The sequence below is a fragment of the Haloferax sp. Atlit-6N genome, from assembly GCF_003383195.1.
Lineage (GTDB): Archaea > Halobacteriota > Halobacteria > Halobacteriales > Haloferacaceae > Haloferax > Haloferax gibbonsii.
In genome coordinates this window covers 1,038,649-1,051,869 of the sequence record NZ_QEQJ01000001.1, presented here as the reverse complement: position 1 = coordinate 1,051,869, position 13,221 = coordinate 1,038,649, and the positions used below count along the sequence as shown (strand labels likewise).

Annotated in this window: 11 protein-coding genes; 5 read left to right on the top strand and 6 right to left on the bottom strand. The window is 68.2% G+C overall.

What is annotated here, in order from left to right; translation table 11 throughout:
- Positions 1 to 36 precede the first annotated feature (36 nt).
- From DEQ92_RS05390 to aspS, 3 genes are all read right to left on the bottom strand, one after another.
- Positions 37 to 870 (bottom strand): pantoate kinase, encoded by an 834-nt coding sequence (locus tag DEQ92_RS05390; protein ID WP_004972911.1) that lies wholly within the window; start codon positions 868 to 870, stop codon positions 37 to 39.
- A gap of 71 nt (positions 871 to 941) precedes the next feature.
- Positions 942 to 1,382, bottom strand: coding sequence for an SHOCT domain-containing protein (locus DEQ92_RS05385; RefSeq protein ID WP_004972909.1), 441 nt, complete (start codon positions 1,380 to 1,382; stop codon positions 942 to 944).
- A 188-nt stretch (positions 1,383 to 1,570) separates the two neighbouring features.
- Entirely contained in the window at positions 1,571 to 2,875 is a 1,305-nt protein-coding gene (aspS, locus tag DEQ92_RS05380) for an aspartate--tRNA(Asn) ligase (RefSeq protein ID WP_004972908.1), read from the bottom strand.
- 158 nt (positions 2,876 to 3,033) lie between these two features.
- Between aspS and DEQ92_RS05375 the strand changes: the two genes are divergently transcribed.
- Complete coding sequence (locus DEQ92_RS05375; RefSeq protein ID WP_115820503.1) at positions 3,034 to 3,618, top strand: cupin domain-containing protein; 585 nt, start codon at positions 3,034 to 3,036, stop codon at positions 3,616 to 3,618.
- Positions 3,619 to 3,699: 81 nt separating this feature from the next.
- A complete protein-coding gene (locus DEQ92_RS05370; protein ID WP_004972899.1) occupies positions 3,700 to 4,458 on the top strand; it encodes a DUF4013 domain-containing protein in 759 nt (252 codons plus the stop codon).
- A gap of 24 nt (positions 4,459 to 4,482) precedes the next feature.
- Here DEQ92_RS05370 and DEQ92_RS05365 read toward each other — a convergent pair whose 3' ends face one another.
- Positions 4,483 to 5,205: a phosphoglycerol geranylgeranyltransferase gene (locus DEQ92_RS05365; RefSeq protein WP_050458710.1), complete on the bottom strand. Its 723-nt coding sequence runs from the start codon at positions 5,203 to 5,205 to the stop codon at positions 4,483 to 4,485.
- A gap of 100 nt (positions 5,206 to 5,305) precedes the next feature.
- Positions 5,306 to 7,828, bottom strand: coding sequence for a DNA topoisomerase I (locus tag DEQ92_RS05360; RefSeq protein ID WP_004972896.1), 2,523 nt, complete (start codon positions 7,826 to 7,828; stop codon positions 5,306 to 5,308).
- A 187-nt stretch (positions 7,829 to 8,015) separates the two neighbouring features.
- Between DEQ92_RS05360 and DEQ92_RS05355 the strand changes: the two genes are divergently transcribed.
- Positions 8,016 to 9,443 (top strand): MATE family efflux transporter, encoded by a 1,428-nt coding sequence (locus DEQ92_RS05355; protein ID WP_004972894.1) that lies wholly within the window; start codon positions 8,016 to 8,018, stop codon positions 9,441 to 9,443.
- Between the two features lie 75 nt (positions 9,444 to 9,518).
- On the top strand, positions 9,519 to 10,211 hold the full coding sequence (locus DEQ92_RS05350) for a hypothetical protein (RefSeq protein ID WP_115804588.1): 693 nt from the start codon (positions 9,519 to 9,521) through the stop codon (positions 10,209 to 10,211).
- Between the two features lie 65 nt (positions 10,212 to 10,276).
- Here the strand turns inward: DEQ92_RS05350 and gatB are convergent, their stop codons facing one another.
- Positions 10,277 to 11,767 (bottom strand): Asp-tRNA(Asn)/Glu-tRNA(Gln) amidotransferase subunit GatB, encoded by a 1,491-nt coding sequence (gene gatB, locus DEQ92_RS05345; RefSeq protein ID WP_004972890.1) that lies wholly within the window; start codon positions 11,765 to 11,767, stop codon positions 10,277 to 10,279.
- A gap of 108 nt (positions 11,768 to 11,875) precedes the next feature.
- Between gatB and DEQ92_RS05340 the strand changes: the two genes are divergently transcribed.
- Complete coding sequence (locus tag DEQ92_RS05340; protein ID WP_115804589.1) at positions 11,876 to 13,198, top strand: amidohydrolase; 1,323 nt, start codon at positions 11,876 to 11,878, stop codon at positions 13,196 to 13,198.
- The last annotated feature ends 23 nt before the right edge of the window (positions 13,199 to 13,221 follow it).

The window sequence follows — 13,221 nt, the reverse complement described above, 5'->3', positions numbered from 1 at the left end:
CACCGCCCCCGACCGCGAGGTCGCCCTCGCGGCCGCTTACTCGCTCCGCAGCGTCGCGCCGGCGGGGTGGACGCGACAGCGCTCTGGGTCGTAGCCGGCGTCCGACAGCCCCGTCCCGACCGCGAACACCGTCTCGCCGAGCATCGCCATCGCCCCGTCGCCGCCGGCCGCGCGCACGTCGTCGATTGCGGCTTCGACCCGGTCGGTCAACAGGCCGGCGTCGCGGGCGAACCGTCGCGACTCGGCGACGAAGCGGTCGAGCGTCGGCTCGGCGCGGAGCTCTTCGAGGGCCGCCTCGCCGGCGGCGGTGAGTGCTGTCGTGTCTCCCGACAGCACGTCGGCCGTCGAGAGCCCGCCGAACGCGACGTACTCGATTTCGGGGCGCGCGGGGACGCCGTCCATCCGGCCGTGGGCCGGCGCGCCGGGTTCGACCCGAATCGGCATCCCGCCGCGGGCCTGCGCGACCACGTCTCCGAGGCCGGTCCCCGCGCGGACCTCGGCCACGTGGGCGAGGGTGACGAGTTCGTTTTCCGAGCGTCCGCGGGAGAAGACGGCGTTCGCCGCCAGCGCGGTCCCGAGCGCCATCGCGCCCGAGACGCCGAAGCCCGCGCCGAGGGGCAGGTCGCTTTCGGCGTCGACCGCGGCCGTCGCGCCGAGCGCCGCAAGTACGTCCGCCACGGGCGGCATCTCGACCGCCTCGCCGTCGAGGGTGACGGTCGTCTCCTGCGCCGGTTCGACCGTCACGGTGACGCCGTGGGAGAGTGTCAGCCCCGCGCCGCGGGAACCGGCGACCGCCGGGTCGGCGGCGGGGTGGGCGCTGAAAAAGCCCGTGACGTGGCCGGGCACGAACGCCGTCGCGTCGTCGCTCATCGGTCGTTCTACGACGGGGGTCGGTTAACGGTGTTGCGTTTCGTCGCGTCCGTGTTCGTATCGAGTCTGACTCAGGAACGCTCGTATTCGGTCGCTTCGTCCTCCCGGGTCGTTCGTCGCGATTCCGCCGTTTTGCGAGCGTCCGCGACCGTCTCCGTCTCCAACAGCCGCTCGACTTTCGCCTCGAACTCCTCCTCGGAGAGCTCGCCGGTCGCGTAGCGCCGGCGGAGCGTTTCGAGCGCGTCTTCGGTCTCGGTCGTCAACGACTCGCCCGCGTCGCCGCCGCGGCGGGACTCGTAGATGCGGACGAGAGCTATCGCGGCGGGGAGCACGCCCGCGAAACCGACCGGAAAGACGATCCAGAACCACGACACTCCGAGCGCGAGCAGGCCGAATCCGACCAGAAAGATGAGCCCCATGACGACGCCGGCGACCAGCTCTTCGAGCGCCGAGTCCTCGTCGTCGCCCGCGCCGTCGATGGCGTCGTCGACGATTCGCTTCGGGTCGGTCATCGGTATCCCTCGCGACGACGACGTTCGTGCATGGTGTTCTAACGTGTCCGGGAGGTAACGACTGTTTCGCAAAAAATGGGGCGCGTCGGTTGGTGCGTCTTCGCCCGTACGGGCTCAGATGGTGGCAGTCGCGCGGGAGCTCACTCGCAACGCGTGGCGTTGCTCCCGCGCTCGTGTTGCGCCGTCGCCTAGGGCGACAGGCGCTGCCGGTCGCGCGGGAACAGAACCGCTTCCCGGATGTTCTCCAGTCCGAGCATCGTCATGATGAGTCGCTCGCCGCCGAGTCCGAAGCCGGCGTGCGGGGGCATGCCGTACTTGAACATCTTCGTGTAGTACTCGAACGCGTCGGGGTCGAGGCCCTGCTGCTCGAAGCCGGCGACGAGGTGGTCGAAGCGGTGTTCACGCTGGCCGCCCGAGACGAGCTCCATGTTCGGGTGCATCATGTCGAAGCCCGTCGAGAGCGTCTCGTCGTCGTCGTGGTCCTTGATGTAGAACGGCTTGATCTCGCTGGGCCAGTCGGTGATGAAGTAGTGCTCGCCGACGTCCTCGCCGAGCGCCTTCTCGCCCTCGGTGGGGAGGTCGTCGCCCCAGACGAGCTGCTCGTCGAGCTTGCCCGTGGCGTTGATGCGCTGGATGGCCTCCTCGTAGCTGAGCCGCGGGAACTCGCCGGACGGCGCTTCGAACTCGTCTTCGAGACCGAGCGCTTCGAGTTCGTCCTGGCAGTGCTCCTCGACGGCCTCGTAGGCGGCCTTGACGACGGCCTCGCACACGTCCATCGCCTCGGTGTGGTCGATGAACGCCGACTCGAAGTCGATGGAGGTCGCCTCGTTGAGGTGGCGGGGCGTGTTGTGCTCTTCGGCGCGGAAGATGGGGCCGACCTCGAAGACGCGTTCGAGTCCGGAACCGACCATCAGCTGCTTGAACAGCTGCGGCGACTGGTTCATGAACGCTTCCTTGCCGAAGTACGTGATGGGGAACAGTTCGGTGCCGCCCTCGGTCCCCGTGGCGACGATTTTCGGCGTGTTGATCTCGGTGGCGCGGAGGTCGCGGAACTGCTCGCGGACGGCGCGCTGGACCTCGGCGCGAATCTCGAAGATGGCCTTGACCTCGTCCTTGCGGAGGTCGAGCGTGCGGTTGTCGAGGCGCGTCGAGAGCTCGGCGTCGACCTTGCCGGAGGGGTCGAGCGGGAGCTGCGCTTCGGCCTCGGCGATGACGTCGAGGCTCTCGGGCGTGACTTCGACGCCCGTCGGCGCGCGGGGCTCTTCCGCGACCTCGCCGGTCACGGAGATGACGCTCTCGCGGTGGACGCCGAGACCCGTCTCGACGAGGTCGTCGTCCATCTCGTCTTTCTCGAACTTGACCTGAATCTTGCCGGAGGTGTCCCGGAGAATCAGAAACGCGATGCCGCCGAGGTCACGAACTTCGTGGACCCAGCCGGCGACGGTGACCGTGTCACCGGGTTCGGCGTCGGCCGTGTACGTTCGGTTTCGCATACGACGTGGTTCCCGACCGTTCGTCTTAAACATCGTGTCTTCGCCTCGCTCGGACGCGTTCGAGTGTCGAATCCACCGAGAAGCGGGACGATGTGGGGTACTCGTTGACGGGGTCTGTGGTACCGTGGTACTTAGTTCGCTGCGCGTGTCCTCCCGGTATGGCTCCCGACTCACCGGACGCGCCGGCGGACGAACCGCGAACCGACGCGGACGCTTCCTCGGAGTCCGGCCCGGCACCCAACGCCGCCCGCGTCGCCGACCTCGACTGGTCCGAAAGCGAGCGAGGCGACCGCTTCGCGTTCCGCCGGAAGCGACTCGCCGAACGCGCCGGCGGCCGCGACCTCGGCTGCTCGCTCTACGAGGTCCCGCCGGGGAAGCGCCCGTGGCCGACCCACTACCACGAAGGTAACGAAGAGGCGCTGTACGTGCTCTCCGGAACGGGCACGCTCCGGACACGAGAGGGCGCGGCCGACCTCGACCTCGAACCGGATACCTACGTCGCGCTCCCCGCCGGTGCCGACTACGCGAGACAAATCGAGAACGACGGCGACGAACCGCTCCGGTATCTCGCGCTCTCGACCATGAACCACCCCGACGTGACGGGCTACCCGGACTCCGACAAAGTCGGGGTGTTCTGCGGCGCACCGCCGGGCGGCGACAAGAACACCCGGACGCTCCACGGCTACTACCCGCGAGACGCCGAAGTCGGCTACTGGGACGGTGAGCCGACCGCCGAGGAGTGAATCGGAATCGCTTCTCCCTTCCACCGCGGCGGCTCCGATGCTGAGGTTTATATCCGAACCCGCGGCCACCTCGCCTCGGACATGGACGTTTCAGACCTCGAAGCCGCGTTCGCCCTCCCGCTCGCCGAAGACACCTCGTTCGATACGACGCTCGTCGGCGTCCTCGCGACGCTCGCGTCGTTCGCCACGCCGCTCGCGGGCGTTCTCCTTGCGGGCTACGTGGTCCGCCTCGTTCGCGCCGGCGACCGCGACGCGACCGCGCTCCCGTCGTTCGACGACTACACCGACATGGTCGCCGACGGCGCTCGTCTCTCGGCCGCGCTCGTCGCGCTCCAACTCCCCGCAGTCGGCCTCGCGACCGCCGCGCTTCCGGGTTCCGGACTCTCGCTTGCGACGCTCACGTATGCGACCAATCCGGCGATGCTCGGGCTCCTCGGCCTCTCCGCGCTCGAAACCGTCGGTCTCGTCGCGGCCGGCCTCGCGGCACTGATGGGCTCGTATCTCTCGGTGGCCGCCACGGTCGCCCTCGCCCGCGAGGGGTCGCTCGCCGCGGCGATTCCGGTCGCGCGCGACATCGCGTTCGACCGCTCGTTTATCGGCGTCGCCTCTGGGGTCGCGCTCGTCGGCTTCGTGGCCGGCCTGCTCGTCTCCCTCTGCGCCGCGGTGCCGGCCGTCGGCACCGCGCTCGCCGCGACCGCGTCGTTCTGCTTTCTCGTCGCGTCGGCGACGCTCCTCGGTCGCGGCGCGCCGAACGCGTCGGCGCTCGGCGTCGATGCGTCTCGGCAGTCACACGCTGGCGGCGTGAACTCGGGGTCGGCCGAGTCGATGGAGTCGGCGTAGAAGACGAAACCGCGCCCGTGGGGATTACTCCGCGACGAGTTCGGCCGTCGCGTCCTTCGCGCCCTCGACCGTCTCGCGGACCGCGTCGACGCCCTCGTCGTGCAGGAGGTTGCCGACGACGACCGCGTCCGCGTGCTGACCCATCTCGTAGGCGGTGTCGTAGTCGTGGATGCCGCCGCCGTAGAACAGCGTCGCGTCGTCGAGCGCGTCGTGCGCCGCGCCGACCTTCTCGGGGTCGCCGTAGGTGCCGGAGTACTCGACGTAGATGATTTTCTGGCCGAACATCTTCTCGGCGACGCGGGCGAAGGAGGCCACGTCCTCGGCGGACTGGTCGGTGTCGGCGTCGGTGTACTCGGCGACCGACGACTCGGGGTTCAACACGATGTACGCCTCGGTGTGGGTGCGGTCCCAGTCGAGGCCGTCTTCGATGCGGACCCACTCCTTGTGCGCGCCGGTGATCCAAAACGAGTCGCTCGCGTTGAACACCGTCGGGATGAGGTAGCCGTCAAGCGCGTCGTCGTCGATGACGACGCCGGGGTTCGACGGCTCCTGGTAGATTGGCACGTCGTACTTCGAGGTCGCCTCGATGACGCGCTCCATCTTCTCCTCTGTGATGTCGAGCGTGCCGCCGATTTCGAGGGCGTCGGTGCCCGTCTCACACACGTCTTCGAACGTCTCGCCGTCGACGAGGTCCTTGTCAGGGTCGATTTTGGTGATATGATCCCAGTCTTCCCACGGATAGCTCATTGGTCGCTCTTTGCTTGAGGGGGCGTAAAAAGCGTGCGGATGAAATGAGGGGTTCGGGTGGTATCGGCCGGTTCGTGTCTGTGACGTTACGGTTTGTCGTTCAGTCCGCCGCGGTCTGCCACTTCCGAACCGTATCCGCGCCCACGCCCTCGACTTTCGCCGCGATGTCGTCGGGTTCGGACGCCTTCAGCGTCTTCACGTCCTCGATGCCGGCGTCTTTCAGTTTCTCGGCGGTCTTCGCGCCGATACCGCTGATGCTCTCTAGGTCGGAGCCGCCCTCGCCGTTCTGCTGGGCCTGATACTCTCGGTAGTTGCAGATGGGACAGCCGAGCTCCCACGGTTCGCGGTCGCCTTCGTACGTAATCCGGAGCTCTGGCAGGTCGTGTTCCTCGCAGGACTCGTCCGTCACCTCGATGTCGCCGCGACGGGGCAGCGGCAGCGAGTAGTCGCAGTCGGGATAGCGGGTACAGCCGACGAGCCGGGAGCCAGACCGGAGGCGCTTGATGGCGAGGTCGCCGTCGTGTTCGTCTCCACATTCGGGACACGTCCCGATGACGAGGTCGTCTTCCTCGTCGGCCTCCTCGGCCTTACAGAGCGGGCAGCCGTGGACGAACGTCTTGCGCCCGGCGAGCATCTTGATGTGGTGGAGGTCGTGTTCCTCGCAGGACTCCTCCATGATGAGCGGCTTGCCCGTGGAGGGAAGCGGGAGCGTGTAGGTGCAGTCGGGATAGGAGTCACAGCCGATGAAGTACGAGCCGCGGCGGCTCTTTCTGACGACGAGGTCGCCGCCGCACTCGGGACAGGTGCCGACCGTCTTGTCGGCTTTCAGCGAGTCTTGGAGCTGTTTTCCGAGCTCCTCGCGGGACTCCATCAGCCCCTCGAACACGTCCTGGAGCATCTCTTTGGACTCTTCGGTCACGTCTTCGAGGGTGGCCTCGCCGCGGGCGATGGCCAGCATGTCGGATTCGAGCTGCGAGGTCATCTCCTCGCTGACGATGAGTTTCGCGAAGTCCTCGGAGGCCTCCACGACCGCCCGCGCGAGCCGGGTCGGTCGCGGCGGGTCGCTCTCGATGTAGCCGCGGTCGTAGAGCTTCTGAATCACGTCGTGGCGGGTCGCCTTCGTCCCGATGCCCATCTGTTCCATCGTCTCGATGAGCCGCGACTGGCCGTAGCGCCGCGGGGGCTGGGTCTGCTTGGCGTCGAGGTGCGTGTCGGACAGCACGAGCGACTCGCCTTCCTCGACGTCCGGCACGAACGACTCGGTAGAGTTGAAGTACGGGTAGACGTCGTGGTAGCCCGCTTCGAGCAGGCGCTTGCCGTTGGCCTTCAGCGAGAGCCCCTCGACCTCGGCGACGACGCGGAGGTGCTCCCAGACGGCGTCCTCGGCGACGGTGGCGAAGAAGCGTCGGACGACGAGTTCGTAGACGTCCCACTCGTCTTCGGTGAGGTCGGACGCCGAGGGGAGTTCGCCGGTCGGGTGAATCGGCGGGTGGTCTGTCGTCTCGTTGTCGCCCTCGGTGGGCTCGATTTCCTCCTGTTCGAGGAGGGATTCGGCGTCCTCCTTGAACCGGCGGTCGCCCTCGAACGCGCCGAGCAGTTCGCGCGGGTCGAGGTCGTCGGGGTACACCGTGTTGTCGGTCCGCGGGTAGGTGATGTAACCGGCCGTGTAGAGGTCCTCGGCGATGCTCATCGCCCGCTGGGCGGAGTAGCCGATGGAGCCGGCGGCGCGGATGAACTGCGTGGTGTTGAACGGCGCGGGCGGCGTGTCGGTCCGCGTGCGGCGGTTGACCGACGCGACTTCCGCGGACTCGACGCCGAGAAGCGTCTGGTAGGCCGACTCCGCGGACTCCTCGTCCCAGATGCGCTCGGCTTCGGTGCCGTCGTCGTCGAGGTAGAAGTACTGCGCCTCGAAGGACTCGGCGTCGCCGTCGGCGTCCTTCGTCAGCTTGGAGAACAGCTCCCAGTAGTCCTCGGGGTCGAACGCCTCGATTTCGCGCTCGCGGTCGACGATGAGCTTCAGCGTCGGTCCCTGCACGCGACCGACCGAGATGAAGTCGTTGCCGAGCTGGCGGGCCGAAAGCGAGAGGAAGCGCGTGAGCGCGGCCCCCCAGACGAGGTCGATAATCTGTCGGGCCTCGCCCGCCGCGGCGAGGTTGAAGTCGAGGTCGTCGGGGTTCTCGAACGCCTCCGTCACCTCGCGCTTCGTGATGGAGGAAAACCGCACGCGGTCGACGGGCACGTCCTCGTTCACGTCGCGGACGAGTTCGTACGCCTCTTTCCCGATGAGTTCACCCTCGCGGTCGTAGTCGGTCGCGATGGTGACCGTCCCCGCGCGGCGGGCGAGCCGGCGGAGCGCGGCGACGATGTTCTCCTGCGTGGGGTGTTTCTCGACGGGCGCGCCGATGAGTTCGACCGGCTCCACGTCGCGCCAGTCGTTGTACTCCGGCGGGAAGTCCACGCCGACGACGTGGCCCGACAGCCCGATGCAGCGCTTGCCGCCCCACTTGTAGACGTTCACGCCGTTCATTCGCTCCGCGGAGGCGGTCTCGCCGCTCAGGATGTCGGCGATGCGCCTCGCGGCGTTGTCCTTCTCGGTGATGATGAGTTCCGGACCCCTACTCATTGAGCGGCGATATGTCGGGGGTTGTCCTAAACCTTTCGTGCCGAATTCGGGGTGTAGACGCCTCAACGCGCGCGGATACGGGCGTGCGGGTGAGCGCGCTTCGCGCGCGAAGGTGTGTGTTCGCCGATGCGGCCGCGACGCCGCGTGACACCAGAAGCGATAACCTCCGCCCGCCGAACCTGAGACCGTGTCGGGTGACTCGCGAGTCGACATGACCGAGGGGGCGATAGCGCCCAAACTGCTCTCGCTCTCGTGGCCGCTCGTCGCGGGAAACCTCCTCCAGACGCTGTACAACCTCGCGGACGTGTTCTGGGTCGGCCGCGTCGGTGCGGACGCCGTCGCCGCCGTCTCGCTCATGTTCCCGACGAGTTGGATGTTCGTCTCGACCGCGATGGGAATCACCGCGGCGACCATCGCCCTCGTCTCGCAGCACGTCGGCGCGGGCGAGGACCGCGAGGCCGACCGCGTCGTCGGCCAGACGGTGCTTCTCACCCTCGCCGTGTCGGTCGTCCTCGCCGTCGCCGGCTTCGCGTTCAGACATCCGCTTTTAGAACTCATCGGCGCGGAGGGAGCCGTCTTCACCGAGGCGCTCGCCTACATCGAGGTCATCTTCCTCTCGCTCCCGCTCACGTTCCTGTTTTTCGCGTTCCGGGCGGCGCTACAGGGCGCGGGCGACACGAAGACCGCAATGTGGCTCATGGTCGCCTCCGCCGGCCTCAACGTCGTCCTCGACCCGATTCTCATCATCGGCTGGGGCCCAATCGCGGGGATGGGGACCCGCGGCGCGGCGATTGCGACGCTCGTCGCCCGACTGTTCGCGACGGCCGCCGGCGTCTACATCCTCCTGCGCGGCGACTGGGGAGTCAGACTCCGCCCCACCGACCTCCGACCCGACCCCGAGCGCCTCAGAAAGCTGGTCGATATCGGCTATCCCGCGACGCTCGACGGCTGGGCGCGGAGCTTCTCCGCGGTCGTGATGGCGGCGTTCGTCGCTCGGTTCGGACCGACGCCGACCGCGGCCTACGGCATCGGCGTCCGCCTCATGTCCGTCTCGTGGACTGTCTCCGGCGCGGTCGGACAGGCGACGGCGACCGGCGTCGGCCAGAACCTCGGCGCGCGGACGCCCGACCGGGCCGCCTCGGTCGCGTGGACCGCGATGGCGGGGACGATGGGGCTGCTCTTCGCCGCCGCGGGTCTCGTGGTGGCCTTCCCGGCCGAGGCGATGCGTCTCTTTATCGACGAACAGCCGGTCATCGACGCGGGCGTGACGTTCCTCCGCATCGTCGCCCCGTCGTGGGCGTTCTTCGGCGGCGTGATGGTGATTCAGGGGGCGTTCCGCGGCGCGGGCGTCACGAAGGCCGCGATGGCGCTGTCGTTCCTCTCGCGGTGGATTTTCCGCGTTCCGGTCGCCCTCGCGGTCGCGTTCACGTGGACCGTCTCCCTCCCGGTCGTCGGCACCGTCTCGGGGCTCGCGCGGGGCGTCGAAGGCCTCTGGTGGGCGTACGTCGTCGGTGCCGTCACCTCCTTCGCCGTCGCCGTCGCGTGGTTCCGGCTCGGCACGTGGCGCGAGGGCGTCCTCGACCGCGGGGCGACGCCGGCGGCGGGTGACGACTAGTCTCGGCCACCATCGCCCTCCACCGGCTGACCTGACAGCAGAACGACTTTCCTCGACGGGTCGGAAGGGAGCGCCATGCGACAGCCCTCCACCGAACACCTCCGTCTCGGCCTCGCGGTCCTCCTGATTCTCACGCCGCTTTGGGGCCCGACGCTCGGGCTCACCGGACCGACGTACACCTACGAGTCAGCCGAAATCGGGGTCGAGGACGACCGACTCGTCGTGCCCGACCGTGATGCGCGCTCCGACCTGTGGCACGGCATCGACGGCTTCGCCTGCTCGGTCGGGTCGTCGGTGACTCGCTACTGCGCGCTGGAGGCCGCGACCCTGAACGGGTCGCTCGCGGTGGACCACCCCGACGTGAAATCCGGCTCCGGGCACCTCGACGCCGACGAACTGTATCTCGTCTACTACGACGGCCGGGTCTTCGAGCGCGAATCGACGTGGGAGGACGGCCGGTACGTCCTCTCGACGGCCCGCGTCTCGGCCGCGGCGGCGCTGGACCATCTCGCTCGCCCCCCGGACCGATACCCGACCGCGTGGGCGGCTATCGAAGACGGGTCGGCGACGGCGGACCACGAACTCTGGTCGGCGAGCGCGGGCGCACGAGTGTTCGAACTCGACGGCGACTACTTCCTCGTCTACCGGACCGGCGTGGACCGCCCGCTTCCGGCGTCGCCGGCGGCCGAGGAGGCCCTGACGTGGTTCGCGGTCGTCCTCGGGTCGGCGATGCTGTTCGGGCGCGACGATGACGACGACTGGTCGTAGTCACGCTCGCCGGCCTGACAGGAAACGGCCGCTCGTCGCGGAGAAGAGAAACCGAAGACGGTCGGTTATTCGTCCAGTCGCTCGCGGAGCAACTGGTTCACCGTGCCGGGGTCGGCGCTCCCCTTGGACTTCTGCATGACCTGCCCGACGAGGAAGTTCAGCGCGCCGCCCTCGCCGTCGTGGTAGTCCTCGACGGCGTCGGGGTTCTCGTCGATGGCTTCCTGCACGAAGCCGCCGATTTCGTCGTCGTCGGCCTTGCCGAGCCCTTCTTCGTCGACGATGGTGTCGGGGTCCTTGCCCTCGTCGAGCATCTCGCGGAGGACGATTTCCTCGGCGTTCTTCGTCGTCACCTCGTCGGCGTCGACGAGTTCGACCAGCCGCGTGAACTCGTCGAGGCGGTCCGACACGTCCGTGATATGCATGTCGCGGTAGTTGAGTTCGCCGAGCAGGTTGTCGGCGACCCACGTCGCGGCGAGGTCGGCGTCGAACTCGGCGGCCACGTCCTCGAAGAAGTCGGCGACCTCCTTGGTCGAGGTGAGCTTCGAGGCGGACTCCTCGTCGATGCCGTACTCGGTGTGGAAGCGCTCGCGGCGGGCGTCGGGGAGTTCCGGAATCGGAATCTCCTCCTTCCAGTGGGCGACCTGCAGCGGCGGGAGGTCGGCCTCGCGGAAGTAGCGGTAGTCCTTTTCTTCTTCCTTCGAGCGCATCGAGACGGTGATGCCGCGGGACTCGTCCCAGTGGCGCGTCTCCTGTTCGACGGCGCGGCCGCGCTTGATGGCGTTCTTCTGGCGGGTGACCTCGTAGGCCAGCGCCTTCTCTGCGCCCTTGTGGCTGGAGATGTTCTTGACCTCGGTTCGGTTGGCCGCTTCGAGCGCCTCGTCGGAAATCGAGCCGTCGTCGTCGACCTCGTCGGCGGGGACGAGCGAGATGTTGGCGTCGATGCGGAGCGAGCCGTCGCGGGTGGCGTCGAACACGCCGAGGTATTCGAGCACCTCTTCGAGCTTCGCGAGGAACGCGCGGGTCTCCTGGGGGCTCCGGAAGTCGGGCTCGGTGACGATTTCGACCAGCGGCGTGCCGGCGCGGTTGTAGTTGACGAGCGTGTAGTCCGCCGTGTCGATGCTGCCGCCTTTGTGCTGGAGGCTGCCGGGGTCCTCTTCGAGGTGGGCGCGCGTGATGCCGATGTCCCGGCGGGTGCCCTCGACGGACACCTCCAGCGTCCCGTCGGCGCAGATGGGCGCGTCGTACTGGGTGATTTGGAAGTTCTTGGGCAGGTCGGGGTAGTAGTAGTTCTTCCGGTGGAAGCGGGTGTCCTCGGCGATATCGGCGTTCAGCGCCTTGCCGATTTTGACCGCCGACTCCACCGCCGCCTCGTTGAGCACCGGGAGCGCGCCCGGCAGCCCGAGACAGACGGGGCACACGCGGGTGTTCGGCTCCTCGTCCTCGGCAGGCTCGGTCGAACAGCTACAGAAAATCTTCGTGGCCGTCTCGAGTTGAACGTGGACCTCCAACCCGATGACGACCGCGAGTTCGCGCTGTTCGAGCGCTTGCGCAGTCATTGGGCGCGCTTCGACGGCGGTGGGCTAAAGACTAACGGGACCGGCCGCGGCTACGCCCCTTGGCGGCGTCACTTATCACCTCCCGCCCCGTCTCGACACGCGACTCAGATGACTGCAGACCTCAAAACCCGCGTCTGCGACGCTATCGACGACCGCGCCGACGAAATCACCGCCTTCGCGAAGGACGTGCAAGCCGAACCGGAACTCGGCTACAAGGAGGTCAAGACGACCGAGAAGGTCGTCTCTCTCTTCGAGGACCTCGACCTCGACGTGGAGACGGAACTGGCGATTACCGGCGCGCGCGCCAGAGCCGGCGAGGGCGACTTCGTCGCGGCCGTCCTCGGTGAACTCGACGCGCTCGTCAACCCGGACCACCCGATGGCGGACCCCGAGACCGGCGCGGTCCACGCCTGCGGCCACAACGCCCAGCTCGCGCACCTCGTCGGGACCGCCTTCGGCCTCGTCGAAAGCGGCGTCGTCGACGACCTCGACGGTGCGGTCGAGTTCGTCGCCGTCCCGGCCGAGGAGTATCTCGACCTCGACTACCGCCGCGACCTGCTCGAAGCGGGCGACATCGAGTTCTTCGGCGGCAAACAGGAGCTCATCCGCCGCGGCTACGTCGACGACTGGGACGCCGCCGCGATGATGCACGCCGGCAGCGACACGCCCGAGCGGACGATTACGAGCGACTTCTCGACGAACGGGTTCGTCGGCAAGTTCGTCACCTACCGCGGGGCCGAGGCGCACGCCGGCGCGGCCCCCGAAGAGGGCGTCAACGCGCTCAACGCCGCGATGCTCGGGATGAACGCGGTCCACGCCCAGCGCGAGCGCTTCCGCGACGAGGACCACGTCCGCGTCCACCCCATCATCACCCGCGGCGGCGACGGCGTCAACGTCGTCCCCGCAGAGGTGACGATGGAGTCGTACGTCCGCGCGGCCTCCGTCGAGGCCGTCTCCGAGGCGAACGAGTCGGTCAACCGGGCGCTCGCCTCCGGCGCGATGGGCGTCGGCGGCGACGTGGAAATCGAGGACTACCCCGGTTACATGCCGCTTCGGACCGACGAGACGATGGTCGCGTTCTACGACGAAAACGCCCGCGACGTCGTCGGCCCCGACGCCGTCGACGAGGGCCACGCCCACCTCTCGGGCTCGACGGACATGGGCGACATCACGCAGCTCGTCCCCGGAATCCACCCGTGGACCGGCGGCTTCGAGGGCGCGATTCACGCCCGGGACTTCCGGGTCGTCGACGAGGAGATGGCGTACGTCATCCCGGCGAAACTCACCGCCTGCACGCTGGTCGACCTGCTCACGAGCCCCGAGGCGATGGCCGAGGTCCGCGCGGCGAAAGCAGAAAAGCGCAGTCGGGAAGCGTACCTCGAGGCGGTCCGCTCGCTCCGGCAGACAACGACCGAGTCGTACCGGGACTGAGGCGGCGGCGGCGAGCGTGCGAA